Genomic DNA, 26385 nt, shown 5'->3' on the forward strand with positions numbered 1-26385 from the left:
GGCATTATCCAACAAGATTCAATTACTCCGACATGAAGTTAAATACACCGATATGTGCGGTATCCAAGGAGGTGATACTCGGATTTTTGTAAGCGGTTTAATTCGAGGGAAGACAGCAGTGATTTCAGGTCTAATTTTGTATTCCCGGATACGTAAAGTCGATTAGCAGATGAATGAGGAGGCAGTTTATGAAAGGTAAAAAATTATTAGCTCTAATCGCAGGCATTGCAATCGGATTTACTCCTGTAATCTCGCCGACTATAGTGGCCCATGCAAATAGTTACGGCGCTCCAGAAGGGTGGAGAAATCTTCCGGACTTTTATGTATTTAAAGATAGTTACAGCGGGTGGTCCGGGAGCAGCGGCGGATTGGAAACGGTAAACGGTGGCTTGCCTGTTGATACGCAAGCAACCTATGAAAATTTACCTTCATTGAGATTTAATATTACAACGAAGGTAGATTGGATGTCCGCCGTGCTTGTAATGGCTGGATGGGCAAATCATGATATGCACAATTATGTTCCGAACGGGTACCTAGAATTTAACGTAAAGGGCAAGAATGGCGGAGAGCAATTTAAAATCGGCGGCGATGACCATGTGGAGAGACGTGCGTCGGGTGTCGAACACACTGTATTTAAATCAATATCGGATTACGTTACAGTTACAACGGATTGGCAGCATGTAAAGATCCCCCTAAAGGATATTTACAATGACCCATCGGTTGATCTGGATGAGCACAATGCCAAGGCTATCCTGCTGGATAGAGCAAACGATGAGCCGGTTACGGTTTGGTTAAACCAGATTAAACTAACTTCTCCCGATAAAGAACCAGGGTTTCCGGCTATTAAGGTCAATCAGGTGGGATTCCGTAACGCTTCCGAGAAATATGCATATGTTTCCGGATTCGAAGATGAATTAACCGCTGATGTCGGAACTCCGTTCCAGGTAAGGAGAGTCGCTGACGACACAGTTGCTTATAGCGGGCAACTGGTCCTCGTAAACAATTACGACATTGATTCCGGCGAAAGGGTTCTAAAGGCTGTATTCTCGGACCTAAAAGATCCGGGTGATTATTACATTACGGTTAGTGCATCCGGTATAGATAAATCTCCCAAATTTAAGATCGGAGATGATGTCTATAAGCCTTTATTGACCGATGCGGCCAAATATTATTATTTTCAACGTTCAGGAATTGCGCTTGAGCCGCAGTACACTCCTTACCCAAGGGCAGACATAACACCTATGGATACGGCCGCCACCTTTGAATCCAATTCAGCGGTTACTAAAGACGTATCGAAAGGCTGGTTTGATGCCGGTGATAAAGGAAAGTATGTAACTGCCGGAGCGGGGGCGGTCATGACTCTATTATGGTCGGATGAGTTGTTCCCGGAGACCTATGCGGACCAGACCAATATTCCGGAAAGCGGAAACAGCGTTCCTGATATTCTTGATGAAGCAAGATGGGAACTTGAATGGATTCTAAATATGCAAGACTCTGAAAGCGGCGGTTTCTACGCCAAAGTCGAGTCAATGAATAATGATAATAACAATAGGGCAATAAGGGATAAACGAGGCGATGTCGTAAACGTAAGGCCGACCAATGATACGGCATGGGCAGCAGCTGCCTTAGCACATGCTTCAATCGTGTATGCTAAGTATGATCCGGCGTTTGCCGATAAATGTTTAGCGGCTGCTGTGCGCGGATGGACGTATCTCGAACAGAATCCCGATAATATTAAAGGTCCGTCAGGAACTTATGAATCTGACACCGATAAGGAATCGAGGCTGATGGCTGCCGCATCTTTGTATCGGGCTACTGGCGATGCAAAGTATAACGACTACTTCGTGAATAACTATGCGCAAAGCAAGGACAGATTTGAGGATCCGAACGGAGATTGGCTCGGCGCTTGGCATTGGGCATTTTTCTACTACACGGGTTCTGATAACCGCGACACGGATGTTGTGAACTGGTATAAAGATGAATTTACGATTTGGTCAAACTTCAAAATTGATAGATATCAAAGCAATGCTTGGAATAATACTGTTAACCAGGGTAATTATTACTGGGGCAGCAACAACATCATCCTTAATACGGCTACAGAAGCCCTGATTGGTTCCAAACTTCTTGGAATGAATAACGAAGCGATTAACAATATGGCGCTATCTGCATTAAATTATATTCTTGGCGCTAATCCATTGAGGAAAAGCTTTGTAACGGGATATGGCGACGACAGTCTTGAACACGTATACGGGATAATGAACAACGACCCTAGACCAGGGGTGCCGAAGGGAATTATGCCGTTAGGACCAAATAAGTATAATAATCTAGGCATTTCCAACTTCCCTGCCAAAAACTTTATGGATAGCTATACCGAATGGACGACGAATGAACATACAGTTGGTTCGACTGCCAATCTGGTGTTTGTAACCGCTTTTGCCGACAGCGATCAGGATGCTCCTGTTACAACAGCAATCATAGATCCATCGGCTCCAAACGGAAGCAACGGCTGGTATACATCGGATGTGACAGTCAGCCTGACTGCAACTGACAATGTAACAAGCGCAGCCAATACGGAGTATAGTCTGAATGGCGGGACTACATGGCAAACATACACGGCGCCTGTCACTGTTAGTCAAGACGGCGAACATACAGTGAGCTATCGTTCGACGGACAACGCCGGCAATGTTGAAGCTGTTAAAACCATCAGCTTCAACTTGGATTTGACCGCGCCGGAAATTGCGTTAACGGATGTGGTAAATGGTACGTACAACGATTCACTTGCCATTACGGCGGGCATCGCGCTGGATGATAGCTTATCCGGAGTTGACGCCGGTAAGACGACGATCACGCTGGATGGAAAAGGTGTGCAGCAAGGAGCGACTATACCGCTCTATACGCTGATGCTCGGTTCGCATACGTTGATCGTCAAAGCAAGTGACTTGGCCGGAAATATAAGCAGCAACAAGATCGTATTCCAGACGACTACCAGCATCCAATCCATGCAGGCCTTGGTAACCAGCTTTAAAAAGTCGGGATGGATTGATAATGCTGGTATCGCAGACAGCTTGCAAAGCAAATTGTCTGCGAACGCGCTTGATGCCTTGGTGAATGAATTGAAGGCGCAGAGAGGCAAGCATATTTCAGTGGAAGCTGCTGATTGTCTGATCCGGGATGCCCAATACCTGTTGTCCCAAGCAAAGATCAAATGACCTGATCTCCAAACCGACTTTGAGCAATTCAAAAGAGCGAACGGGTGCGTCATTTGACGAACTCGTTCGCGTTTGTGTTATGGAGGATTTTCAACCGCTCGGAGATGCATATGATGACACTGAGCGTTAAGCTAACGGAGGAATTTAGTTTAACGACAAAAAGAGTTGCCTCGCTGCAGCTCTTTTGTCGTTAAGTTATTGGACAGTTATGCGCAATGGGCGCAGGATCGTAAGCGACAAGCACAGCCCCCATATTAGGCATTGACAATGAAACAAGCAATTCATATGATTCAAATATAATTGTAAAATATTTCAAATGGGGTTGAGAGCAGATGGCGACAGCTGACTGGGCGAACAATATTACCGAAATCACATTGTTTGTGGAAGATTTGCATCGGTCGAAGGTATTCTACCTAGAGACGTTCAAACTTGCGATCAGATACGAAGATGAAAACTGTGCGGTGTTCGATTATGGCAATACATGCATTAATCTGTTAAATCAATCGAATGCAGGAGAGTTGATTGAGCCGGTGGAAGTTGGCTGCGGTGGAGATGGTGCGCGGTTTCAGTTCACGATCCAAGTGCCAGATGTTGATCGGGTATGCGATGAACTGGAAGTGCGGGGCGTTAAGTTATTGAATGGACCGATAACACGCCCATGGGGGCGGCGGACTGCTTGTTTTGCCGATCCGGACGGGCATTTGTGGGAGTTTGCGCAGTTGCTGTAATTTGGTTGTCACAACGCAAGATAGCTCGATTTCCTAGAGCTTATTGCTTACTATGATTAAACTAAAGGGCAGACTCAATTTCATACAGTCTCAAATTTTTTATTGGATGTTTTTTGGAAACATGCATAACTATTAATAGTTGGCAAAGGTGATGTTCTAGATGAGTATGCTAGATGTGCGCCGAGTTCAGAATAAAGATGAACAGGCTATCGCAGAGGTTGCAATGAAAGCATGGATGCATACTTACAAGGACATTTATCCGCAAGGAATCATTATAAAATTCGTATCTGAAGCCTATTCGATGCAACGATTAGCAACTGCAATTGAAAAAGATATACAGAAAACGAATAGTCAGTTCGTTGTTGCAACGGACACAGAACGAAAAGTGCAAGCCTTCGCCCAAATCGTGAAGCTTCCGAATGAAGACGGTACTTCTTATGAACTTAACAGGATTTATGCTGCGCCTGAAGTGCAGGGCAGTGGTGTTGGTAAGGCGATGTTGAACTATCTGTTGCATACTGTAAACGAGATTAAATATTTACCGCGTGGGTGGCAAAAGAAAATCAAATCGGGAAAAAGTTTTATGAATCAAATGGGTTCAGGTTGGTGAACCAAAAGACAGACGAATTCTACGGTATTAGTAAGATATTGTTACAGTACAAACTTACTCGTCTATAATCGCGGATTGAACTAACGGAGAACTTATAGCTCATTCCAGACATAACGGCAGCCGCTTGATTCTCTTAAGTACCGAAACATTATAATGTAAAGAAAGGAGGAGAAGAATTGAAGAAAGCACTGATTCTATGTGCTGTCGTGGCGATGCTCGCAGTAGGCGGTACTGCCGTTTATGCTCAAGTAAACAACGGACAAGAATCATCGACGCCGGTTCAGAGGATGTTTACTCCACAAGAAGCAGATTACTATTCGCAAATTATGATTGATGTTGAGACAGGGAAATTACCACCGTCTGAAATGAATAAAGCGCGAGATTTTATTCTGAAGCACCCAGAAGCGCATCAATCCATTATTGATCGCTACCACATCAAATAGCATGAGGAAAGCCCGATCCCGATTATTATTCTACCGAAGCGCTCGTAACGCTAGTTGAATCAAAAAGTCTAAAACCTCCTGTTAGAAGCAAACTAGAACTAATTGCTCTATTAGGAGGTTTTAAGATTGGATGTATCAAGGATTGCTCTCGGTTTGTCGGGAGACAAGAACATTCCCGATTAAGTTCGAGTTGCAAGCTGCGGCGCCTGCGGCCAGTACAGTCGCAAGTTGCGGGTTCTCTCGCGCTGCAGTACTCGTCGGTTGACTCCCGGCTCGTGGAGCAAATCGACTAAAGCCATTATCCATAAATAGCGAACAGCTCTTGCCGTTTGATAAACGTCCGGCTTTTCGTTTACGGCAGATTCGTAAACTTTGGCTGTAGATGGCGTTATTTGTGATAAAATCCTCCTATAAGAATAAACGGAGGTACATTATGTTTAGGAAGATTGATTTGATCGAGCATCTTCAAAATATCGGCGTCGACCCGCTCGGGACGTTGAAAATCCATATTTCGTACAAGGCAATCGGCGCGGTCGAGGGTGGTGCGGAGACTGTGCTTGATGCGCTGAGTGACTACATGAAGGACGGGCTGCTCGTGCTGGGAGCGCATACGTGGCGCAATGTCGGAACTGACAATCCGGTCTGCGACAACCTATATACGCCAACATGCATCGGGGCGCTGACCGAGCTTTTTCGCAAGCGTCCAGGAGTCGTGCGTTCTCTGCACCCTACCCACTCAGTGGCAGCCTGTGGTAAAGATGCCGAGTCCTTTATCGCGGGCGAGGAACATCTGCAAACCCCGTGCGGAGCGGGCGGCACCTATCACAAACTTTGGCAGCGGGGTGCCCAGATCCTGCTGATCGGCGTTAATTTTAGTCGTAATACTTTCATTCATGGGGTCGAGGAATGGGATGGGGCAGTCGGAACGATTTCTGCCGAGAAAACTGACTTATACACGATCGGGCCCAAAGGTGACCGCTACTATACGCCACAGTTTCGCCACTGCGCACGGGTCGGATCCAACACATTCACGAAACTCGAACCTGAAGCACTTAGTACCGGCGTCATGACCCTCGGGAAATTCGGCAACGCAACGACAAGATTAATGTGCGCGAAGCAACTCCGAGCTATGGTTGCCAAACATCTAAAGGAGGACCCGAACTATCTGACCGACTATTAATATTCTTTGCAATATATCTAAATTTACTTGTTAATGCCGATCGTTCAGCCTCAGTGATGAATAGCAACACAGCTCCGCCTGCAGCCGGCACCGTCGCAGGAGACACATTCACTCGCATGTGCTGCCGTACTCGTCGTCCGATCCCTTTGGCGCCCGGCATGTGGAATAAACAGGCCAAAGGCATTAAGCTAACGGGCAGTTTAGTATCAACGCCTGTGATGTGTACCGGAAGGAGAAAAGGCAGTCGCTTAATGAGCGGCTGCCTTTATTTCTGGTGTGTGTCATGCTTATTCGCCCTTATTGTAACTTCATCGTCAGAGTATCTTTGCTTAACATAAAGATCTCCCCAATCACAAACTCCTTTTAAAACCTCATGCAATGAAGCCCCTAAGTTTGTAAGGGAATATTCAACCTTCGGCGGCACTTGATTGTGCACTATTCTGGAAACTAATCCATCTTGTTCAAGTTCCTTTAATTTTTCTATAAGCATTTTTTGTGTAATCCCCGTAACCAATCGTTTTAATTCACCCGTTCTAACAGGTCCACTTCCTAAATTTAAGATAATGTGTGACTTCCACTTTCCCCCCATTACATCTAACACGACTTCAACTTGATTATTATATATTTTTCTCATTTTGATCTCCTAACAATAATGCAATTGTTACTTTTTCGTGTGTATATCACGAAAAAGTGCGTACTATTCAATGTATTTGTACTATACCATAATAAACCCGTAAGCAAGTTAGGTCTTATATCTTAAACTAATCTATTCATATATGACGGAGGCAAGCAAATGGAAAAGAAGAAAAATCTAAGTGCTAATTTTTACGATGTGATTCATGATCGCCGATCTGTTCGCAAATTTGATACTTCAGTTTATGTTCCTGATGAAGAAATCAAAGAACTTATTGGAGAAGCTATCCTTGCTCCAAATGCTCATAATCTAAACACTTGGAGGTTTATGGTCTTTACGGAATCTGTTCTTAAAGAAAGATTACACAAAATTGCTTTAGGTCAACGTCAAGTACTTGAAGCACCTGTTGTAATTGCTGTGTTAGGTGATTTGAATGCTTATTCTATAGAAAATTCAGATAGAATTAACCAAAAAGCTGTCGATGCGGGTTTTATGACAAAAGAAGTTAAAGAAAAAATTGATAGTAGCATCGACGATTTTAGTGGAAATGTAAGCGAGCAAGTCAAAAGAGAATGGCTAATGCTTGATAGCGGCCTAGCAGCTATGCAATTTATGTTAGCTGCAAAAGCAAGAGGTTACGATACTGTACCTATGATTGGATACGATGTTGAAGCGTTTCGAAAAGAGTTCAATATACCAGAAAATCTCGTTAATGTTCTACTGATAGCTGTTGGAAAAGCAAAAGAACCTGGATACCCGACTGTAAGATTAGAGGTAGATGAATTAACCTTCTGGAATAGAAAGCTTTAAATAATCATTTAGGGAATTACCAACCGAAGGAGTTGCACTAGCAACTCCTTTTCGCATTTTTATTGCCTGGCTGGATTATAACCAATGCCGTTTACGGATGCTTTACCGAACTGTTCAGGTGCAAGGACAAGAACGTCATCAATCTCCTTGTACAGAACTTTCCTTCTGAGTTTGAATACAGAGTCGGGATATTCTGTATATTCGTTTCGATTGATTTGTTGATAAAAATCATTCGCAGAAGGGAAGGTTTTATCTGAGTTCCCAGGATACTTTTCGAGTTCACTTGCCTGGGCAAACGACATAGTGAACGCTAATACAAGAAAGCTCAATATGATTGTTTTTTCAAGCTCACACCTCCAGAAGATTGCTTTTAAATTATCTTCTCGCACATAAAGGAAAATTATTCTTTATGGTGGGGCTCATTGAGCGAACGGGATGACAGCAGCCGGCAAGTAACCGGATGCTGTTTTTATTGGGGGAAGGACGCATAGAGTGAGTAACGTTACCCATAAGAGTAATTGAACTAAAACCATATCGAGCGGATATTGTAATTAAAAGGATTGATATAACCTGCATAAATGACCCAATAGGATACCGAAAAAGAAGACATCTGTCTCTATATTGAGGATAGATGTCTTCTTTCTGGTTATTCAGGCTTTTGAGTCAAGAGTCTGTTAGTTCTTTAACGCCCTCCAATACTCTCCCTGTGTGTTGAAGTAATGCCCCTGTTCGATATCCGGAATCAATGCAGGATGCACGGGTCGCCACCCCAAGCGTTCCTGGGTCAGAGTATTCGACATGGGGTTATCGGTAAATGTGAAGGGGCCCAGAAAACCGAAATGGGCTTGTGCCTCTTCATGGGAAATGCTAACTACTGGCAAGTTTAGGTTACGACCGATGGCGCCGGCGATGTTACAAAATTGAATACCTTCTTCGCCGACAGCATGCAGCCGTGAGCCGGCCGATGCTGATTCGGCTGCGAGACGGTACAAGCGCGCCGCATCGAGCCGATGGACAGCCGGCCAGCGGTTGTACCCGTCGCCGACGTAGGCAGAGAAGCCTTTTTCACGAGCAATGCCGATCAGCATGGAGATGAAGCCATGATCGCCAGGGCCATGCACGGTTGGTGCGAGACGAACGACCGATGACCGTACCCCCCGATCTGCTAGTGCGATCGCCGCGTTCTCCGCTGCGCCCCGTGGTACATTGGAGTCGACCGCGATCTCCTCCGTTCCGAGAATCGGCTCAGGGTTCGACCATGCGACAACTAAGGTTCCCGTGGTGAACACAAATGGCTTATTGGAGCCCTCAAGCGCTGCCCCAAAAGTTTCGACGGCGCGCAGGTCGGTAGCAACTGCGTCGGAGAAATCCGCAAAGTCGGTCTTGAAGCCTAAGTGAATAACGCCGTCGGCTGCGGCAGCGCCCTTATGTAGGCTGTCGAGGTCGTCGAGGGCACCAAAATGCACCGAGGCCCCGACTGCCGTCAACGACTCGGCAGCCTTGTCTGAGCGGGCAAGGCCGACTACCTGGTGTCCTGCTTCGATGAGTTCGTTCACGACGGCGGATCCAATGAAGCCCGTCGCTCCTGTGACAAAAATACGCATAATGAAATCCTCCTTGAATAACTGAAAAGTGAGTGGCTTGAAGCACCGGTACTGCGAATAAAGATTGGCATCGCCGGCCTCAAGACTAACTCATTATAGTCTGCGTACCGCTCAGGTTTTTGCCAGTTCCTCGTCACTTCTTGCATAATCCTCCGGAATACAACTTGATCTCTGGCTGTTAGAGATTAATCTAATGCAGGAACGACCGATACGGAAATTGGAGCTCTTATTGTAAAAACGATATACATCACTTTTGTTGACGTAATTTAGCAGCATCTCTCTTTGGCGGGCCACCGAAAAAGCGGCTGTAATCTCGGCTAAACTGAGAAGTGCTTACATATCCCACCAGCTGACAAGCGGTGTTTACATCCATAGAGCTGGAGACTATCAGACGTCTCGCTTCATGAAGGCGCAGCGCTTTTTGGTATTGGAGTGGGCTCATTGAAGTAACTGCCTTAAAATGCTCGTGAAAGGAGGACTCGCTCATATGTACCATCTTGGCCAAATCCCTAATCTTCATTTGCTGGGAGAAGTTATCGTGAAGCCACATAATCGACTTAACAATTCGCTGCATCCTCGAGTCCGCAGAACACATTTCAGCGACATGAACGCCAACAGGGCTGAGCAGGACTCGTATCAAAATCTCATCGATCGCAAGCGGGACAAGCAATTCAGCTTCGACGGGACTGGAAAGATACTCTAGAAGCCTCGATACAGCTTTGATCATACCCAAGTCGGCGCTAATGACATAAGCAGCGCGCCTTTCCTCAACGGCAGGCAGGCCCTGGGGATACACTTTCAGTGCTAACTCAGCAATCCTTTGTGGGTCAAGATCCAGCTTTACGCTCAGAAAAGGTTCACAAGGGCTAGCTTGCGTGGTCTTCACAGCGATCGGTAGAGCGATAGGGAACATGAGCATATGTGATCGGCCAAATTGATAGATCTCCTGCCCCACGGTGGCGACCTTTTCGCCTTGAGCAACGATTAACAGAGAGGGTGAGTTGAAGGTTCTTACGTAGTCAATATTTACTTTTGAATAACGGCTGACGTTCAAACCGGGAATGCACTGGCTAAAGGTGCCGTCAAATGGAGTGTAGGCGTGGATCAGACGGGCCAAACGAGTCGTTTCTGCGTCAAGCGATCCATTTGAAAGCGAATCTACATCTGGCTTCTTCATTTTGCTTTCAATTCAACTCCATTTATTTAGAATCTTTGACTAACTTAAATGGTTCTTAACAACCAGAATGGCATTGTGACACTGCCCTTAATGGCTGTTCAGTATTTGTCGCCATCCGATAATAACACTATGATGTCAAATAGACATGTAATCGTCAAACCATCTCTAAAGACAAATAAAAGATTGCCCCATGCCATAAAAAGATATTGACGTAGAGGCCAAGCGTACCTAACCTTCCCCAAGGCGTATATGCCGAATTGCGGGAAGCTATGAAAATTCGCGATCATTTGACGACTGATCTATGCGTCGCGCAAGCACGTGTCCAGTTTCAATGCACTCGTTTTTGTTCAAAAATCCATTACTACTAGAGTTTAACTTCGAATAAGATCTTTGATTTTATTTTTAAGACTGTAACATTTTTCTTTTCGAGATCGTGGTAAGAGTGTATGCACCAGGGATGAGCGAGGTGATGGCAGTTGTGAGCGTCAAATTAGAAGACGTTTACCGTATGCATATGAATGATATCTATCGGTATTTACGCAGATTAACCGGTGATGCTGGGGTTGCGGAGGATTTGACGCAAGACACGTTCATTCGTGCATTTCGATTTTTAGATATGAAAAAGAACAGTTTGGTGCGACCTTGGTTATTCAAAGTCGCTTATAACGCATTTATTGATTGGTACCGTAAGCGAAAAAGAGAAGGGCTAACTGCCCTTAGTGATGAGCATTTAGATACTTCGGTTGCAACGCAAGAGCCCGAACATCACTTGCTAGATAAGGAGTTCTGGGAAAAATTTGAACAAGTAATTTCTATTTTTCCTTGGAAACAAAAGAATGCGTTGCTTATGTTTTACGCCCATCAATTGAGTTATGAGGAAATAGCAGAAGTGCTGGATATTTCACTTTCGGATGTGAGAAGCGCTATCTATCGAGGAAGGCAAAAACTACGCGCAAACTGGAGGAGCGAAGAGCATGAGTAATGAACATGATGATGAGGAATGGGACCGTAACCTTATCGCTCGGTTGAAAGAGACCGATAAACGAAATCAGGGTTCTCCTACTCTTTTGCCAGAAGATGTACAAACACGTATCTTAAAAAAAGGAAAACGTAAGAACAGAGTATTTATTGTTCTAGTTTCTTTATCAACTTTGTTTTTAGTTGTGCTTCTACTAATTAGTTACATATATTCTAACTCGCTCTTTGTAACTCGGTGGTTTCAACCAAATACTCAGGCAGCTCTGCGTATAACTTCAGATGTTATTCAATTCACTAAGCCAGGAGTTACAGCGTCAAGCTTTTCAGGGAAAAATAGTTTCATTTCGTGGACGTATACATTCGAGTTGAATGAACTTGTAGGGCGTGAACAACAAAGAGTAGGCACTTTCCAGGATAATTTCATCTTTTCCAAGCTTACAGGGAAATTCAATTGGAAGGATGGTCAACACCGTACGCCGTTCAATTTTCATTATCCTGGGGGCACATATCCTGAAGGTTCAGATATAAATTCGATTGGTTGGAACATACTTCAGAAATTGCCTGAAGGAACAGTCGCCCAACTAGCGATTTCGCTAGCTCGTCCTATGACCCATGACGATTACTATAAGTTAATTAAAAAATATGATGTGACAACGGTTTGGTTAGCAATTGATACCGGTATTGAAAAAGAATTAGCAACACGCAATCCTGTCTTAGGAAATGGTTTGGTTTTTGGCTACGCGCCAGATGCCTTGAATTACGGAGAAAACGGAAGCGGAAGTTTCACGATCGAGGTTAATGGAGAAGGAGAGCGCAGAGCGCAAACCTTTATGAACGAGTTACAATACTTAATCGAACATCCCAAGTGGACTAATACTTTGCTCTCCAGCATTCAAGTAGAACCTCAAGTAAGAGGAGTGACGCTTGAACAGAGGTATTCCTATCTAGAGAAGAATGGGATTAAGATATATGGGGCTGTACTTACTGGACCGACAAAGGAGTTACTTAAGTTACAAGAGGAAAAAGAAATGAATTCGCCATTTGTCGGGACTATTGACTGGTGGAATTGGGATCAACAAAATGCAAGCGGAATAGAATACAGCTATTAGCGCTATTAACATTAAACTATCGGGAGACTTTAGTTCAATCACTATATACGGCAGTCGGTCAATTGATCGGCTGCCGTTTCCATTGAAGTAACGGGCAGGAAAGTTCGCTGCCGGCGACAACTGTGGTCCCCAAATTATAAGTTATTATGCATATAAATAAAAAAGGAGCCTGTTTAAGGACTCCAGAAGTCTTGTAGCGCGTTGGCTCTATTAAGAATTAACCCAGTCAGGAATTTCCGTTTTGATGTAATTGTATGAAACGATTTTCCAACCAGAGCTGTTCCTGCTTACGTTAACCTTGTATGAGCATGTGAAAATGTATCTTCCGTACTCGTCTTTCTGTCCAGTGCTAACAGTAACTAATGCTTTATCAGTTCCAGAGTAAGAGATTGAAAGACCGTAGTATAAGTTGTCTTTATCTTCCTCGAAATATTCCTTAGAATCTTCGTGTTTGCTGAATAAAGGTTCCACCAATTTGAAGGCTTGGGCATTATCCAGTGTTCCAAGATCGACAGTGATGTGTTCTGAACTAGAAACCAAATCAGTTGGATGCCAGACGATATGGTCTTGCTCAAAGAATGTTTCGTTGAACTCTCGGAACTGGACGTAAACTCGATTGTCAAACATTTTAACAAATTCCCCTAGCTTTACTTCCAACACTTTGCCATCTTTTTTAACAGTTGCGGTTTGAGTTTTCTGATTCCAAGTTGTTACTGCTCCGATCTGAGCACCTGCGGCTCTCAAAGGCATAAATACTCGACCATCAACCAATTTTCCATTGAGATGAACTGCCTCATCTGCATGAGCAGCTATTGGGCTAAGTAGTAAAGCAGTTGATAGGAATCCGGCAATAATTTTGTTCTTCATGTTGATTCTTCCTTTCGAAAATTGCTATCTGTGAAACCTTACGGGATTACACAACTGTATTGCTGATCACTTTCAAGGCACCGTTCGCGTTCGCCTGATCCACCAATTGATTAACGGCGTCTCTGGCACCGGCGCTAAACAAATACCATTTATTGTTCGTGACGTCGTGCAGCAGAACGTCAGAGGTGTCTGTCGAAGTATCATCCGCAGCCGTTTGAATAAGCGAATAGATGTCGTAGCGCTGCACGCTCTTTCCGTTGCTGCCCAGGAAGTCATACTGTGCGTTCTTATAATAAGATCCGGGCACGTCGATGGATACGTTCCACGAGTAGTTAGCAGGGGCGTCGACCTTGGCGCCTTTAGTTGTTTCAAAGATGTTATAGATGGCTTTATTCAGGGCATTTGCAGTGATCTGCTGAACGACTCCGCCCATGGTCATGTGATATTCGTTTTGCATGGCATTCACCGTTACGCCTTTGATGACGAGCATCGCGCTCTCGACCGTTACTTCGCCATTGCTGTAATTCACCTCGCAACCGAACGTCTCGGCAATGAAGCGGAGGGGAACAATGATACGGTTATTGATTACAAACGGCTTGGCATCCAGCTGAACCTGTTGACCGTTTCTTAAGGCAGTCGCGCTGTTCGTGTTCAAAGTTACTTTCATATCGCTCTTCGTCAGCGTCACTTCCGTTTTGGACCACTCAACCTTCGCGCCTAAATTCTCGCTGATGACGCGCAGAGGCACCATCGTACGATTGTTTTTCACTTCGGGCTTTATATCGGAGGCGATAATTGCACCATCAATTTTGATTGGAACTGCGGTCGAAGCATAGGCTGTCGACGATGCAAGAAGGGTTGTGGCAAGCAGAACACCAGCAATCTTTTTTTTCATTCGTACTCATTCCTTTGTCGTATGTTGTAGGCTGAGAATGATGTGTTTCACAATACTTAAGAAGCTCTCAGTCCCCTTTTTCAAAACATAGTTTAACCATTCTCTCCCTTGAGCGCGTTCTGTGCATAACGTTTCTAGATCGCTGTACTCCTCCTCGTCAGGTTTGCTGTAATAACTGTGGCAGATTATTATTAGATTGGGTTGGAGGTTAACCTGCCGAATTTCTGATTATTTTTCTGTTTCATAATAATCTGCAGCAGCATATGGCAATCATACCTTTGTAATCTGGGAAAGTATAACTCAAATTTTATATCGTATAATTTCAAAATTTAATTGTCGAGGTGCATGATGGATATATCGCAATTGGAAGCTTTTATATCGATTTGTCATACGCTCAATTTCACAAAATCATCCGAGCATCTGCATATTTCGCAATCCGCCATTACGGCTAGGATAAAAACGTTGGAATACTCGATCGGAAAAACGTTGTTTACGAGAGACAATCGGAATGTCAGATTGACGCCTGCGGGGATAGCTTTCCTTCCTTATGCCGAGAGGATGCTGCGGTTATTTGAGGAGAGTAAATACGGAATCTCGGAGCAATATGGCAATTATATTAGTTTAGGTGGCCCTGGGCCACTATGGCAGAATCGTTATTTAGACAACATCATTGCCTTTAGGGAAACACATCCTGATGTAGCGGTTAAATTTTTCACCTACCTCGAAAATGATTATATGGTGAGAAATCTGCTGCTGGACGGTAGTATTCATATTGCCATAAGATATGAACCGCCCGAGCATCCGAGGGTTACGAATATCCCATTATTCGAGGATGAGATCTTACTCGTATCAGCTGAAAAAGGCCTAAAAGTAAGTAAAGATGATCTATTCACAACCCAGTATTGCCATGTCGGCTTTAAGGATCCAAAGTGGTTTACAGACCTTGTAGGACCAAGCTATGTGCCATCCCTTCAGTTGGATCATGCGGGTCTTATCATTAATTTGCTTTTGCGAGGAGGCATATTTGCTTTCTCGACCAGAACTATGCTCCAGCCCTTTCTTGATGAGAAGAAGCTATTTGTTGTTGAGAATGACTTTCCTATCCCGCGTTTTATGGCCTATGTCAGCTATTTAACGGAGAACGAGGAGCATCCTAGTGTCAAGCTAATCTTAAATATGCTCGGCGACTCTACACAAAATTAAAAGAAAGCGATTTGCTGGAATAGTAGTAGCGTAATCTGCTCATTTCTTCAATGAGCAACGGCAGCCGATCGAGTGGTCGGCTGCCGTTGCATTTTCATTCAACTATAGTTTTCCCATGTCCTCGTAATTCATTATCCCTGAGTCTTTCTTCCCTTACACTGATCCATGGTTTTACACCAGACCATCGGTTAATGAAGGGGTGTATGGAACCGATATTTGAAGAAATTCCTGGGTTGCGTCGTATCTATCTTGACCTACCTGGAATGGGACAAACAAAGGAGTACGATCAAATAAGTAATTCAGATGATATGCTGGAAGCAGTTATAAATTTTATTGAAACTCTTGTCCCAAACCAAGATTATCTCATAGCAGGCGAATCATAAGGTGGATATATTACAAGAGGAATAATTAATAGACATAAAGATCGTATTGGTGGAGCTGCACTGATTTGTCCATTAATTATTCCTGAACATAAAAAAAGAATACTTCCCGAGCATTTTGTTGTTCATTGTGACCGCGATTTTATGGACACCTTAAATGAAGAGCGAGTAAGTTATTTAGCTCAAATCAAGTCGTGCTCAATGAATATAATAGGAAAAGGTATTCTGAAGAGATAGTGGCAGGCTGTGCAATCGCTGATGACTTTTGCTGTACTAGATCGAGCAGGACATAATCTTCAGATTGAACAAGCTCTATTATTTGAGTCACTTATGCGTGAGTGGCTTGAAAGAGTAACAGAGTTTGGATTTTAGCTGTATCATGTATTAAAAATTCAGTATTACATTAGAGAATAAAGAATAGAGGTATCTTGAAATGAAGAACGGGCAATTAGAGAAACTGAATCTATACGACATTTCACAGGGGATATCGGAATATAAAAACTGGGTCGTAAGTGAAGTGAACGACCATGCACTCCGTATAGCTGTTATTAATGGTGAATTTCATTGGCATAAACATGAATACTGTGATGAGTTGTTCATGGTTCTTGAAGGAGAGCTTTTCATTGATTTGGAAGATAAAACGATATCTCTGAAACCAGGGGAGATATTCACAATACCACGTAATGTTATGCATCGAACTTGGTCTAAAGAAAGAACGGTTAATCTATGTTTTGAAAAAACCAGCAACGATGTAAATGGATAATCGACAGATAATAAGTTAAGCTAATGGGTAACGATAGTTCAACGACAGAGCGTATCACCGCGGAAGCTGCTGCTTTGAAATGAATTTAGAGAGAAGAAGTGGTGCTAGTTGAATAATTTAATGAATTTTTGTCGAGTTGGAATCATTATTTTTCTAATTATACTCTTTAATTCAGGCTGTAGTGTTGCACATTCAGTAAACACATCATCAACGGTTTCCTTATCTAAAGAGTTAAAAAAAGAAATACCAGCAATCAAAAAGATTAAATACACATTCACTAGACCTAATTTAACAATAAATATTGAGATGAAAGATGTTCCTACCGAAGAATCGGTAAATTCCATATTGGCAAACGTTAAGCAATTTTCTACTATTGAAAACATAAACGAAATCGCAAAGTCCGTAAAATGGAAAAGTGAGATTTACGATATTAATCTTATTATTTATAATCATTCAGAAGAAAAGCCTGCTATAAAATATATTGCAAGTTATTTCAAAACATTTGATGCCTCTAACACTTCGGAAGAAAATATTGATGGTTACAAAACTTGGACCAAATATGAGGAACCACAATCCTGATAAGATTAAACTAAAGGGATACGAAGTTGAATACGGATACCGCGGCAGATCGCTGCCGGTTCATTAAGCTGCCGGGCAGTCTAGCGGAGCGGAGGGCTGAGAGTAAATGGATAATATCTTAAAGGAAATCTTTACTCCAAGCGGATCCTATAAAGCTCATATCATTAAACGCTCATCAGATGGATTATTTACATCCAAGGTCTTCAAATGGATTGAGCATGATGAGGAAATCAGCGAGATAATGGGTGAGAATGGCTTTTGGGGAGTTTTGTACTCAACTACCTCACTAACAGAAACGGTTGAAAACTGTATGAATGTCGCTGTTGAAAATCTAACTATTGCTTCAGGTGAAAAAATCAGCATCTGAACTTGAAATAACGGAGAACTATAGTTCAATCCATAAAGCTGTAGTAGATCCGAGAATCTGCTGCAGCTTTTGTTGAAGTAAAGGACAGGAAAATTCGGAAGGAGATTAGATAGTAAACAAAGAACTTTATGGTATGTTAGCTTGAGTAAGGGTGGAGGAGCATAGGTGTCTGATTTAACTTTAAAGCAATTGCAGTCAATTATTAAGGAAAAGGATTATAAACCTGAACTTAAACAGGCATACTTTCTTAAATTAATTGAGGAAATAGGCGAGTTAGCCGAGGTTTTAAGGAAAGATAAACGACTAATTGATCAGAATACAATAAAAGGAACCATTGAAGAAGAATTGTATGATGTGCTTTACTACGTTACTTGCTTAGCTAATGTGTATGATATCGATTTAGAGAACTGTCATCTACTCAAAGATGCTATTAATAAAGAAAAATACATCTAAGGTCTTGAGCTAACGGGAGACTATAGCTGAATAAGCCACGGCAGTCGAGCAGGAATCGGCTGCCGTTTCAGGTGGGGTTTTCAACAACTCACAACATGTCTCGTTCTGTCTAGCTTGTTTCTTTGCTTTACAGAATGAAGAAAGCCCGTTACCTGGGTTAACCAAGCAACGGGCTTTTTTCATGATATTTGATATGGTAGCGGTCGATAATGGATTGATTCACTTCTGGGTGCTTCAGAATATAATCCCGCGCTTTATTAATTTCAGATGGAGGTAATTTCCCAGACTCCACATCAATAATAATTTGCGAATAATAATCTGATTCTTGTTGAGTAAACATCCTCTGGACCGGCGACGACGTTTCTTGTCCATTGTTTACTTGGGCATAAACGGCAGTACCACCTACTGCCAGCGTCGCAACGACAGCACACAGAACTAATGCTTTCTTCAATTCCTCGCCTCCTTTCTGTACAAGATAAATACATACGACGCTTATAAATGATAAAAAGTTTCAGCTTGAATCCATTTAGTTTCATTAAGCAACGAGGTTGTGAAGGATTTTTAAGCAAGGAGATTGGTGTGATGAAGAAAATATCAATAGAGGAACTTTATGAACTGTATGTTGATACGATTAAGAGATGCGGAACTTATTTAATAAAAGCGGATGACTTGGTAATTGGATATAACATCTTTGAAGAGTTCGATATAGGTGCTATATCATTTTTACACACCGATAACTTAAAAAAATTAGTCGAAAATGAGTTAATTAGTATTGAGATAATGTTTAAAAGCTCAACCTTAAGAAATAAATTTCTAGCATTACAGCAAGGTGATGAATGGAATATCAATGCGGTGAGGCATTCTTCCCGATGGAAGGAGATTCTTGAACTGGCTGATGAAATCAATTCATTGGTGGTGCGTTACGCAAACGGGAACGTTAGTTGAGGATTGATACCGCGGCAGCCGAGCAAACAATCGGCTGCCGTTTTCATTAAGTTAACGGGCAGGTTAGTTTAATTAAATAGCGAATTTTTCATGTATGAATGTTATCGAGGGGGATTTAAATGAACGAAGATATTTTTCTTTCTGATTTCAATCCAATATCAAAAAGATGGGTTATATTTGAGGACGATGGTCAAACAGGCTGGTTATATCTAACTGAAGCGAATGACCAAAAGCCTCAATTTGATTGCTGGATTTATAATAGAATTCAACCACCAAATGAAATTGAGATTAGTAAATATAGAACTTCTCCACCTCCTGTTACGGTTGAATATGCAGGGGAAAATGCTTTTGTAACTTCAGTTGAAGGAATTGAATTTAAATTCAAATGGTCAAAAGATGGAAATTCAGTAGCTCTTTTGATTAATGAAAAGCCAGTAGGATACATTATCGCTGGTAATAAAAGAGGTTTTAGTTCTAATTTAAAAAAAGATGGTCCATGGGGAAGTTTATTAAAACAAGAACAATTTGAAATCATTTTTCAATAATTCAGATGCAACATTCAGCTAACGGGAAACGATAGTTCAATTAAGACAGCAGTACAAATAACCAGCTTCAGTCCAGAACTTATCGTTCAAGACTGCCGCTGGTTTTATTATTTGAGTGTGGCTAATACTTGTTGATCTAAACTCTCAGGAGAGATGAAAACAGACTGCCCTCGAACCGCCTTACAGAGATTTGTCGTCCACGCTGTCCAGCCACGCCTCGATGGTACCGATGACGGAGGCGACGCAGCCGTCTTCGAACGGCGAGATCAGGCCGGCCGCGCTTGCGAGCTCCGTGAAGGAGAGGCTGCCGCCTAGACGGCATAGGCCGAGGTAATCGTTCCATGCGGCTTCGCGGTCTTCGCGGGACTTCTTCCAGAATTGGAACGCGCAGATCTGTGCCAGCGTGTAGTCGATGTAGTAGAACGGAGAGTTGAAGATATGCCCCTGCTTGTGCCAGAAGCCGCCTGCCGCCAAGTACGAGTTGTCCGCGTAATCGCGATGAGGGAGGTATTTCTTCTCGATTTCGCGCCACGCTTTCTTCCGCTCGGTCGGCGTCGCGTCCGGGTTCGCATACACGTAATGTTGAAATTCGTCCACGGTCACGCCGTACGGAATGAAGATGAGCGAGCTGGCGAGGTGATCGAACCGGTATTTGTCCGCGTCCTCCTTGAAGAATAGCTCCATCCACGGCCAAGTTAGAAACTCCATACTCATGGAATGGATCTCGCAGGCTTCGTAGGTCGGGAAGGCATACTCTGGCACCGCGTAGCCACGACTCTCGTACACCTGGAACGCATGCCCTGCCTCGTGCGTTAGCACGTCGATATCGCCGGAGGTGCCGTTGAAGTTGGAGAAAATGTACGGCGCCTTGTGCTCGCTAATATACGTGCAGTAACCGCCGCCTTGCTTGCCCTTCTTGGCGACGAGGTCCATCAGTTCGTTGTCCTGCATGAACCGGAAGAATGCGTCCGTCTCCGGCGACAGCTCTGCGTACATCTTCGCGCCCCCGGCCACGATCCAGTCCGGGTCGCCCTTTGGCGTCGCATTGCCGGACAGGAAGGCGAGGTTTTCGTCGTAATAGAGCAGCTTGTCGACCTCAATGCGGCGCCGCTGACGTTCCTTGAGATTCGTCGCGACCCGCACGATATGGTCCTGTACCTGCTTGCGGAAGTTCGCGATCATGCCCGCGTCGTAGTCGGTCCGGCTCATGCGGGCGTAGCCGAGCTCGACGAAGTTGTCGAAGCCAAGCTTCTTCGCGATGCGCGTACGGACTTTGACCAGATCTGCATAGATGCGGTCGAGGGTCGCTTCGTTCTCCGCCATGAAGCCGGAGGACGCTTCGGCGGCGCGTCTGCGCATTTCGCGGTCGGTCGATTGCTGGAACGGACCGAGCTGCGCGAGTGTGCGCTCTTCGCCTTCGAACAGTATTTTCGCGGAAGCGGTCAGCTTCGTGTATTCCGTCGTTAATTTGTTCTCCTGCTGGAGATCCTCGATAACCTCCGGGCTGAACGTATTCAGCGAGAGTTCAGCGAGTCGGAACAGCTGCCGTCCCCACTTGTCCTCCAACTCAGGACGGAACTTCGAGCCGACCAGCGCCCGGTAATAGTCTGTCACGAATTCTTGCACAACCGGGCTGTTCTCGTCGAAGAAGTCCTGTTCGGCTTTGTAGAATTCGTCGTTCGTATCGATAGAGTGGCGAATGCTTGCGATCGTCTGCATCGTGTCGAACTCGCTGCGGAGCTTGTTCATGCTCGCCATCGCCGCGTCCTGCTCCTCATAGCTGCCAGCCGCGGAGAATGCGCCCAGCAGCTCCTTGAATTTCATCTCGAACGCCTTCACATCTGGCCTTTCGTATGAATAATCGCTAAATCTCATGTACCATGCACCGCCCTCCGGTTATTAAGACTGAAGCGCCTACGCCTAGGCCATGTTGTTCGACCCGCTTGCCGCATCCAGCAAGCCCGGCACCGGGCCGACATGCGCAGCAGCCATGGTTCCATTATACTGCATTCCCCGCAGGCCAGGTTAACGAACAAACTCCGTGGCAGGTATGTTCGCCAGATTCGCATTCGACATAATAACATCTTCAGGTGCTAGAATAAATGAACTATTGTAGTTCTTCATAAACTCTTATGTATCCATTTGAAAACAGGGGAACGTATGTTCAAACATTGGTGATGGTGGTTCTTTATCACGGGGGGGAACCTAACATGACTCAAAATGGAATTAGTGTTGCGATCATACGTGGAGAAAAGGTACTTATGGTCAAAGAAAACAAAGCATCTATTAAGAATAAGTGGAACTTTCCGTCAAATCCTATCTCTGAGAAAGAGCTCCATAAAAGAATTGTTAATATGTTCAACGTTACTTTAGAGATTAATCAGGAACGAAAAAACCAATTGCTCGAATGGATAACTTCACATGAGAATGCGACAGGCGAATACGATAAAGGAGTCCTAGTTGGGCTTAGATGGATGATAGATAAATTTGGAGTTAATGATTTTCTCTACACTAAAGTGTCCGAGACATCTCTGATCATAATCAATCAAGATTGTTTTAATGAATGCACGGAGAAATTTGAAGAAAATTGGACTGACGATGTATGGAACAGTGGTTTCGCTCTGGCTATAATTGAGGTTCTGGATTTGTGTAATATTCAAGTAGTGGAGTTCCCAACTCCGAAAAGGACTAATAATACATTATGCTAACGGGTACTGTAGCTCAATCCAGACATTACGGCAGCCGGCCAACGATCGGCTGCCGTTTTCTCAACTAACGGGAAGAAGAACTCAGTAGATCCATAAAAATCCAAGTGCATGTTAATTATCATTGTTTTAAAATCATTGAGGTAAGCTCTTTAATAAAGGGGATTGTGATGACAGCTAAATTGATTGAAATACTTACATGCCTTATGCTTGGATTCTTTACAGGAATAGCGCTCAGTGGGAATGGTATACATGTTCAAGAAAGTGGAGTTCAAATTTTACTCGGATGCATTCTATGGGTTTTAATTTTTGCTTACTTCAAAAAGAGGTAAGCTGTTGTTTTTTCACCTAACGGCGAATAATAGTTCAATCAATAAAGCTGCAGTCGATCAGATGATCAACTACAGCATTTATTGAAGTAAAGGGAGATACCACTCCCGATGAAATGCTACCCGATTTAATCCATAAAGGAATTGTGGATGGTGTTGCAGGATATGTGTTGAAAAACGATTATCTAAAAAAGGTGGGAATGATGTCTCTTTATATGATGTGGAGGGGTAAGCCATAATTGGTTCCGTTCATATCGCCGGCACTAAGAGTTTAGACTTCTATCCTGAAAATGATAATGGACAGACATACGGTTCTGATGCAGATGCTACTTCTTCGGAAACGAGAACCTGAATCTTCAACCGAGTTTGAAAGCTAAGGTTAGATCGGGCAGGAATGTTACGGACACTCGAGTTTGTGGATTTTGTAGTAAAAGTAGCTGAGCGGTTTCACTACCGTACCGGAAGGTACGGCGCGCATTCGGTTCACCCTAAGCGACGCGCATACGGAACGGGAGCTGACGGACGCCGCGGCTCGGATACGCAAAATCGGACATAAACTAGGCGTGATCCCCCGCGCGAACCGATAACAAAGCTCCTGCCGCGATAGCGACAGGAGCTTGTATGGTTACGCGTCGTCCCTCGATGCTAGTAGCTCGCTTATCGTCACGAGCCGATAGCCCGCTTCGATCAGCTCCGGAATGAGAATAGATACCGCTTTGAGCGTCGAGGACCGGTCCCCGAACCCGTCGTGGTAAATGAAAATGCTGCCGTTGCGAATCTGCTCCCGCGACGTTGCGATAATATGCTCGGCGCTCGTCGCATCTTCCCAGTCGCGGGATTCCATGTTCGCCGCACCAATGACGGAGTATCCGCGTTCCGCGCACGCTTCGAGCAGGTCGTCGTTAACGTCGAAGTATGGAGGGCGGCACGTGCTTGGGTTGCGTCCCGTTACGCCGGAGATCATTCGATCGGCTCGGGATAATTCCTCGACTTGCTCTTCTTTCGAGAGCTTCGACATAAAGGGGTGAGAAAAGGTGTGATTGCCTAGTTCGTGGCCTTCCTCGAACGTCTTTTTCGCTAGTTCCGGATATTTATCAATGTGCGATCCGATGAAGAAAAAGGTCGCCTTGGCCCCGTGCTTCCGAAACACGTCTAGAAAAAGGGGGGTCCATTCCGGATTCGGCCCGTCGTCGAACGTGAACGCGACAAGTTTTTCTTTGGTGGCCACTTCGTTATACATCGTTGCTTTTGTCATCTGAACCTCTCCTCATGATTTATATGTATGTACGACTTCATTATATCTCCAAGCGGTGATGCTCTTCACGTATATTTCAAGGCAATGTAAGAAAATTGTTCCCACTCGCTTTCGTGTATCGGCGGAACCGCGATCTAGCCGTGGCCGGGCATCGGCTCGAACATGGCGACTTGATGCTTAGTGAACACGATGACGTAAAAACACTCGCTGTGTTAGAAATTCCAGAGTGGTGGGTCCGTATAATGCTGACCATTACTCGGTTAACGGTTTACCAGCTGCAATTGTTTCTTAGTTCTTACCGGTATTTCGCCCCTATAACCTTCTACCTGATTATAATTGTCTGGATCTATTCCGTCGTTCCGAATCCCGTGATGGGCAGCTACTCGGCAACAGCTGTTTTGCTTTATTTGTTCGCGTCATGGCTTGGACTCAACTTCTTTTTTTCCGAACCGCAGATTCAGCAGACGCTGACGGTAATCCTTGCACGCAGGAGGACAGGCGCACCGCAATGGAATCGGTTCATGTAAACACTAGTTCCGCTCGATTTTTTCATGTCATGCACGAATTTTGCGATATGGATTAGCCTATTACGCAATTCTATATTAAAACTGTGATAAAGCATGTTAGACTATTCCCGATATAAATATGTCTTGTTAAGGGGAGCATTATGAAACTAATAGGGTTTATTGTTTTAGGAATGGCTTTTTCATACCTATTATTATTTTTAGGCGAATTCGGACTGGTTTTGCTCGGTGGAGCGACGTTTGGAATCCTTTTGTACATTGCAATAACTATTCCAAAAAAGAATAACAAATGAGTAATCTCGTTCAACATTATCGTAGTAACGGGCGATTATCTTCCACGGTGGGTATGTTAAAATATGGACATGCTTATGCGGTGTAGCAACCATAATATTTAAAGGGGAGAATGAGGTATGGTTAATTACCTTTTTAAACAATTACGATTTGTTCGAAATAATACAATAAAACTGGTTGACGGGATGAGCGAGGAAGCAACACGCATTGTACCAAGCGGTTTTAACAACAATATTCTGTGGAATCTGGGGCATATTCTTCTAGTTCATGAGAAGTTCTCTTTTGCGTTAACGAATGAGAGAATGGATTTGCCTAAGCATATAGCAGACTTGTTTGCTTCTGGCACTAAGCCTGAGAACTGGGGAAAGCAAGTCCCTAGCTTGGATGAAATTGCTCTTTTACTATCTAAGCAAGTCGACCGGATTGAGCAAATTTTGGAGCATAGACTAGAAGACAATCTAGAGAAACCATTTGTTACTTCTGTTGGTCTTGAACTATTGACCGTTAAGGAATGCCTTAGTTTTTGTTTGTATCACGAAGGTATGCATTTTGCAACGATTAAAGCCATTAAACAGCAAATGTAGGATCGTGAAATTCCGATCAACTGGAGATTTAGTTTGACGATCAAGGAGCAGATTGCAACCGCAGCAGTTGCTCTAGTTCCATCGACAACTAACACGAAGCTGCCGGCACAATCCGGCAGCTTCATTGCGTATCAATAAGGCCAGCTGCTAAGCCTTAATTGAAGATATGATATGAACCAATCATCGTACCAAGCTAACCCTTCAAGCAAGTGTTATCTTGAGCAACATTATATTAATCGTGATCGTCTAATGGATTGTTAGACTTAACAAAAATTGGGGTGGACTACTATTGATGATTAAAAAATGGAATAAAGCGATTGCTGTTCTTTTGAGTGTGTCCATCCTATTGCCGGTGGGCTCGCATATGACCTATGCTGCTTCCAAATATGTCGTTCTGGAAGCGCAATGGGAGGATGGTCATATCGATCATGTGCAGACACTTCTGAAGGACGGGGTGACCTACGGAAGTCTTTTCTCATTTGGGGGAAAGGCAAGTTTGCATTGGACGATGGAAAATGAAGATACGGCAGTGTTGAGCGGGAGTAAGAAGCGTATTGTCGTGTATATGGGAAGCAGCATCGCCGAAGTGGATGGCCAAGAGGTAGACATGGGAAGAGAACCTGTGTGGTATATCAGTCATCTCTACGTTCCAATAAAATTCCTAGCTGCCGCTCTGGACGGCGAAGTGTCCGGGTGGGACGCGAAATCGGGAAAGGTAACGCTAACAGGACTTCATAATTATAACGATACTTTCTACAGGAGTTTATGGGGTTACACTTATAGGATTCAATCAGAAGAAGGTAACCTGGAGATTACTAACGTGAGGACGGGGAAACGGGATACGATTCCATTGGGGATAAAAGATATTAATGTTAATACACATCATCTCACAATCGATTTCGAGGCGACTTCTAAAAATTTATTGATCGCCACCATCGTCTATTCCGATCGGAAGACCGGCGCATATGACTTGTATACGTTAGTTTTTAAGAATCAAGGTTTGATTCGCAAATCTATCGCTCACGGGTTAACAGAGCAGATTGAGCGTATACGGCCGGATGGAAAAATTCAACTCATTGATGATGAAAATATACGTGTGATCGAAGATGGAACAGGCAACGTTCTTGAAGTGAATGCGCGGTAAACGTTGTCGGACGCAAGAACCTTACGTTACCGGAGAACAATAGAATAAACCACCTTTTGGAAGGTGGTTTTGGT

28 protein-coding genes are annotated in these 26385 nt (G+C 43.9%); 20 read left to right on the forward strand and 8 right to left on the reverse strand.

What is annotated here, in order from left to right:
* The first annotated feature begins 188 nt into the window (after positions 1-188).
* From SBI19_RS00400 to SBI19_RS00420, 5 genes are all read left to right on the forward strand, one after another.
* Positions 189-3209 carry a glycoside hydrolase family 9 protein gene (locus SBI19_RS00400; RefSeq protein ID WP_317964219.1) on the forward strand — a complete coding sequence of 1007 codons (3021 nt, stop codon included), beginning with the start codon at positions 189-191 and terminating at the stop codon, positions 3207-3209.
* Between the two features lie 332 nt (positions 3210-3541).
* On the forward strand, positions 3542-3937 hold the full coding sequence (locus SBI19_RS00405) for a VOC family protein (RefSeq protein ID WP_317964220.1): 396 nt from the start codon (positions 3542-3544) through the stop codon (positions 3935-3937).
* 160 nt (positions 3938-4097) lie between these two features.
* Positions 4098-4547, forward strand: a complete 450-nt coding sequence (locus tag SBI19_RS00410) for a GNAT family N-acetyltransferase (RefSeq protein ID WP_317964221.1) — start codon at positions 4098-4100, stop codon at positions 4545-4547.
* Positions 4548-4723: 176 nt separating this feature from the next.
* Entirely contained in the window at positions 4724-4990 is a 267-nt protein-coding gene (locus tag SBI19_RS00415) for a hypothetical protein (RefSeq protein WP_317964222.1), read from the forward strand.
* 433 nt (positions 4991-5423) lie between these two features.
* The gene (locus SBI19_RS00420; protein WP_317964223.1) at positions 5424-6170 is read left to right on the forward strand and encodes an AAC(3) family N-acetyltransferase; all 747 of its coding nucleotides are present in this window, start codon (positions 5424-5426) and stop codon (positions 6168-6170) included.
* 265 nt (positions 6171-6435) lie between these two features.
* Here the strand turns inward: SBI19_RS00420 and SBI19_RS00425 are convergent, their stop codons facing one another.
* Positions 6436-6804, reverse strand: a complete 369-nt coding sequence (locus tag SBI19_RS00425) for a winged helix-turn-helix transcriptional regulator (protein WP_317964224.1) — start codon at positions 6802-6804, stop codon at positions 6436-6438.
* A gap of 159 nt (positions 6805-6963) precedes the next feature.
* On the opposite strand from SBI19_RS00425, the gene SBI19_RS00430 reads away from it, so the two are divergent.
* Positions 6964-7614 (forward strand): nitroreductase family protein, encoded by a 651-nt coding sequence (locus tag SBI19_RS00430; protein WP_317964225.1) that lies wholly within the window; start codon positions 6964-6966, stop codon positions 7612-7614.
* Between the two features lie 674 nt (positions 7615-8288).
* Here SBI19_RS00430 and SBI19_RS00435 read toward each other — a convergent pair.
* Together SBI19_RS00435 and SBI19_RS00440 are read right to left on the reverse strand one after the other, a co-directional pair.
* Positions 8289-9218, reverse strand: coding sequence for an SDR family oxidoreductase (locus SBI19_RS00435; protein WP_317964226.1), 930 nt, complete (start codon positions 9216-9218; stop codon positions 8289-8291).
* 247 nt (positions 9219-9465) lie between these two features.
* Positions 9466-10395: an AraC family transcriptional regulator gene (locus tag SBI19_RS00440; protein ID WP_317964227.1), complete on the reverse strand. Its 930-nt coding sequence runs from the start codon at positions 10393-10395 to the stop codon at positions 9466-9468.
* Positions 10396-10864: 469 nt separating this feature from the next.
* Here SBI19_RS00440 and SBI19_RS00445 point away from each other — a divergent pair, with 469 nt between their 5' ends.
* Together SBI19_RS00445 and SBI19_RS00450 are read left to right on the forward strand one after the other, a co-directional pair.
* Positions 10865-11377 (forward strand): sigma-70 family RNA polymerase sigma factor, encoded by a 513-nt coding sequence (locus SBI19_RS00445; protein ID WP_317964228.1) that lies wholly within the window; start codon positions 10865-10867, stop codon positions 11375-11377.
* Complete coding sequence (locus SBI19_RS00450; RefSeq protein WP_317964229.1) at positions 11370-12482, forward strand: anti-sigma factor; 1113 nt, start codon at positions 11370-11372, stop codon at positions 12480-12482. Before SBI19_RS00445 ends, SBI19_RS00450 begins: the two co-directional genes overlap by 8 nt.
* 210 nt (positions 12483-12692) lie before the next feature.
* Here SBI19_RS00450 and SBI19_RS00455 read toward each other — a convergent pair whose 3' ends face one another.
* Entirely contained in the window at positions 12693-13349 is a 657-nt protein-coding gene (locus SBI19_RS00455; RefSeq protein ID WP_317964230.1) for a stalk domain-containing protein, read from the reverse strand.
* A 46-nt stretch (positions 13350-13395) separates the two neighbouring features.
* A complete protein-coding gene (locus SBI19_RS00460) occupies positions 13396-14244 on the reverse strand; it encodes a copper amine oxidase N-terminal domain-containing protein (protein ID WP_317964231.1) in 849 nt (282 codons plus the stop codon).
* A 345-nt stretch (positions 14245-14589) separates the two neighbouring features.
* On the opposite strand from SBI19_RS00460, the gene SBI19_RS00465 reads away from it, so the two are divergent.
* The 6 genes from SBI19_RS00465 to SBI19_RS00490 all read left to right on the forward strand — a co-directional run bounded on the left by SBI19_RS00465 (position 14590) and on the right by SBI19_RS00490 (position 17989).
* Positions 14590-15447 carry a LysR family transcriptional regulator gene (locus SBI19_RS00465; RefSeq protein WP_317964232.1) on the forward strand — a complete coding sequence of 286 codons (858 nt, stop codon included), beginning with the start codon at positions 14590-14592 and terminating at the stop codon, positions 15445-15447.
* A gap of 203 nt (positions 15448-15650) precedes the next feature.
* The gene (locus SBI19_RS29610) at positions 15651-15830 is read left to right on the forward strand and encodes a hypothetical protein (RefSeq protein ID WP_483312212.1); all 180 of its coding nucleotides are present in this window, start codon (positions 15651-15653) and stop codon (positions 15828-15830) included.
* A 430-nt stretch (positions 15831-16260) separates the two neighbouring features.
* Positions 16261-16590 (forward strand): cupin domain-containing protein, encoded by a 330-nt coding sequence (locus tag SBI19_RS00475; RefSeq protein ID WP_317964233.1) that lies wholly within the window; start codon positions 16261-16263, stop codon positions 16588-16590.
* A 108-nt stretch (positions 16591-16698) separates the two neighbouring features.
* A complete protein-coding gene (locus SBI19_RS00480) occupies positions 16699-17169 on the forward strand; it encodes a hypothetical protein (RefSeq protein ID WP_317964234.1) in 471 nt (156 codons plus the stop codon).
* 106 nt (positions 17170-17275) lie between these two features.
* Positions 17276-17536, forward strand: coding sequence for a hypothetical protein (locus tag SBI19_RS00485; protein WP_317964235.1), 261 nt, complete (start codon positions 17276-17278; stop codon positions 17534-17536).
* Positions 17537-17701: 165 nt separating this feature from the next.
* Complete coding sequence (locus SBI19_RS00490; RefSeq protein WP_317964236.1) at positions 17702-17989, forward strand: MazG nucleotide pyrophosphohydrolase domain-containing protein; 288 nt, start codon at positions 17702-17704, stop codon at positions 17987-17989.
* A gap of 157 nt (positions 17990-18146) precedes the next feature.
* On the opposite strand, the gene SBI19_RS00495 is transcribed toward SBI19_RS00490, so the two are convergent.
* The gene (locus SBI19_RS00495; protein ID WP_317964237.1) at positions 18147-18440 is read right to left on the reverse strand and encodes a hypothetical protein; all 294 of its coding nucleotides are present in this window, start codon (positions 18438-18440) and stop codon (positions 18147-18149) included.
* Positions 18441-18571: 131 nt separating this feature from the next.
* Here SBI19_RS00495 and SBI19_RS00500 point away from each other — a divergent pair, with 131 nt between their 5' ends.
* Both SBI19_RS00500 and SBI19_RS00505 read left to right on the forward strand, forming a co-directional pair.
* Entirely contained in the window at positions 18572-18934 is a 363-nt protein-coding gene (locus tag SBI19_RS00500) for a hypothetical protein (RefSeq protein ID WP_317964238.1), read from the forward strand.
* 119 nt (positions 18935-19053) lie between these two features.
* A complete protein-coding gene (locus SBI19_RS00505; RefSeq protein ID WP_317964239.1) occupies positions 19054-19479 on the forward strand; it encodes a hypothetical protein in 426 nt (141 codons plus the stop codon).
* Between the two features lie 180 nt (positions 19480-19659).
* Here the strand turns inward: SBI19_RS00505 and SBI19_RS00510 are convergent, their stop codons facing one another.
* On the reverse strand, positions 19660-21354 hold the full coding sequence (locus SBI19_RS00510; RefSeq protein ID WP_317964240.1) for a M3 family oligoendopeptidase: 1695 nt from the start codon (positions 21352-21354) through the stop codon (positions 19660-19662).
* Positions 21355-21689: 335 nt separating this feature from the next.
* Here SBI19_RS00510 and SBI19_RS00515 point away from each other — a divergent pair, with 335 nt between their 5' ends.
* Complete coding sequence (locus SBI19_RS00515) at positions 21690-22187, forward strand: hypothetical protein (RefSeq protein WP_317964241.1); 498 nt, start codon at positions 21690-21692, stop codon at positions 22185-22187.
* Between the two features lie 951 nt (positions 22188-23138).
* Here the strand turns inward: SBI19_RS00515 and SBI19_RS00520 are convergent.
* Positions 23139-23768, reverse strand: a complete 630-nt coding sequence (locus SBI19_RS00520) for a polysaccharide deacetylase family protein (RefSeq protein WP_317964242.1) — start codon at positions 23766-23768, stop codon at positions 23139-23141.
* A gap of 242 nt (positions 23769-24010) precedes the next feature.
* Here SBI19_RS00520 and SBI19_RS00525 point away from each other — a divergent pair, with 242 nt between their 5' ends.
* The 3 genes from SBI19_RS00525 to SBI19_RS00535 all read left to right on the forward strand — a co-directional run bounded on the left by SBI19_RS00525 (position 24011) and on the right by SBI19_RS00535 (position 26311).
* Positions 24011-24295, forward strand: a complete 285-nt coding sequence (locus SBI19_RS00525; RefSeq protein WP_317964243.1) for a hypothetical protein — start codon at positions 24011-24013, stop codon at positions 24293-24295.
* 407 nt (positions 24296-24702) lie between these two features.
* Positions 24703-25167 carry a DinB family protein gene (locus tag SBI19_RS00530; protein ID WP_317964244.1) on the forward strand — a complete coding sequence of 155 codons (465 nt, stop codon included), beginning with the start codon at positions 24703-24705 and terminating at the stop codon, positions 25165-25167.
* 292 nt (positions 25168-25459) lie between these two features.
* Entirely contained in the window at positions 25460-26311 is an 852-nt protein-coding gene (locus SBI19_RS00535) for a stalk domain-containing protein (protein ID WP_317964245.1), read from the forward strand.
* The last annotated feature ends 74 nt before the right edge of the window (positions 26312-26385 follow it).

It is taken from the genome of Paenibacillus sp. CCS19, assembly GCF_033239625.1.
Taxonomy (GTDB): Bacteria; Bacillota; Bacilli; order Paenibacillales; family Paenibacillaceae; genus Paenibacillus_T.

Coding starts and splice junctions, on each gene's coding strand:
- SBI19_RS00400 (WP_317964219.1), top strand. CDS start 189: ATGAAAGGTAAAAAATTATTAGCTCTAATCGCAGGCATTGCAATCGGA.
- SBI19_RS00405 (WP_317964220.1), top strand. CDS start 3,542: ATGGCGACAGCTGACTGGGCGAACAATATTACCGAAATCACATTGTTT.
- SBI19_RS00410 (WP_317964221.1), top strand. CDS start 4,098: ATGAGTATGCTAGATGTGCGCCGAGTTCAGAATAAAGATGAACAGGCT.
- SBI19_RS00420 (WP_317964223.1), top strand. CDS start 5,424: ATGTTTAGGAAGATTGATTTGATCGAGCATCTTCAAAATATCGGCGTC.
- SBI19_RS00425 (WP_317964224.1), bottom strand. CDS start 6,804: ATGAGAAAAATATATAATAATCAAGTTGAAGTCGTGTTAGATGTAATG.
- SBI19_RS00430 (WP_317964225.1), top strand. CDS start 6,964: ATGGAAAAGAAGAAAAATCTAAGTGCTAATTTTTACGATGTGATTCAT.
- SBI19_RS00435 (WP_317964226.1), bottom strand. CDS start 9,218: ATGCGTATTTTTGTCACAGGAGCGACGGGCTTCATTGGATCCGCCGTC.
- SBI19_RS00440 (WP_317964227.1), bottom strand. CDS start 10,395: ATGAAGAAGCCAGATGTAGATTCGCTTTCAAATGGATCGCTTGACGCA.
- SBI19_RS00445 (WP_317964228.1), top strand. CDS start 10,865: ATGGCAGTTGTGAGCGTCAAATTAGAAGACGTTTACCGTATGCATATG.
- SBI19_RS00450 (WP_317964229.1), top strand. CDS start 11,370: ATGAGTAATGAACATGATGATGAGGAATGGGACCGTAACCTTATCGCT.
- SBI19_RS00455 (WP_317964230.1), bottom strand. CDS start 13,349: ATGAAGAACAAAATTATTGCCGGATTCCTATCAACTGCTTTACTACTT.
- SBI19_RS00460 (WP_317964231.1), bottom strand. CDS start 14,244: ATGAAAAAAAAGATTGCTGGTGTTCTGCTTGCCACAACCCTTCTTGCA.
- SBI19_RS00465 (WP_317964232.1), top strand. CDS start 14,590: ATGATGGATATATCGCAATTGGAAGCTTTTATATCGATTTGTCATACG.
- SBI19_RS29610 (WP_483312212.1), top strand. CDS start 15,651: ATGGAACCGATATTTGAAGAAATTCCTGGGTTGCGTCGTATCTATCTT.
- SBI19_RS00475 (WP_317964233.1), top strand. CDS start 16,261: ATGAAGAACGGGCAATTAGAGAAACTGAATCTATACGACATTTCACAG.
- SBI19_RS00485 (WP_317964235.1), top strand. CDS start 17,276: ATGGATAATATCTTAAAGGAAATCTTTACTCCAAGCGGATCCTATAAA.
- SBI19_RS00500 (WP_317964238.1), top strand. CDS start 18,572: ATGAAGAAAATATCAATAGAGGAACTTTATGAACTGTATGTTGATACG.
- SBI19_RS00505 (WP_317964239.1), top strand. CDS start 19,054: ATGAACGAAGATATTTTTCTTTCTGATTTCAATCCAATATCAAAAAGA.
- SBI19_RS00510 (WP_317964240.1), bottom strand. CDS start 21,354: ATGAGATTTAGCGATTATTCATACGAAAGGCCAGATGTGAAGGCGTTC.
- SBI19_RS00515 (WP_317964241.1), top strand. CDS start 21,690: ATGACTCAAAATGGAATTAGTGTTGCGATCATACGTGGAGAAAAGGTA.
- SBI19_RS00520 (WP_317964242.1), bottom strand. CDS start 23,768: ATGACAAAAGCAACGATGTATAACGAAGTGGCCACCAAAGAAAAACTT.
- SBI19_RS00525 (WP_317964243.1), top strand. CDS start 24,011: ATGCTGACCATTACTCGGTTAACGGTTTACCAGCTGCAATTGTTTCTT.
- SBI19_RS00530 (WP_317964244.1), top strand. CDS start 24,703: ATGGTTAATTACCTTTTTAAACAATTACGATTTGTTCGAAATAATACA.
- SBI19_RS00535 (WP_317964245.1), top strand. CDS start 25,460: ATGATTAAAAAATGGAATAAAGCGATTGCTGTTCTTTTGAGTGTGTCC.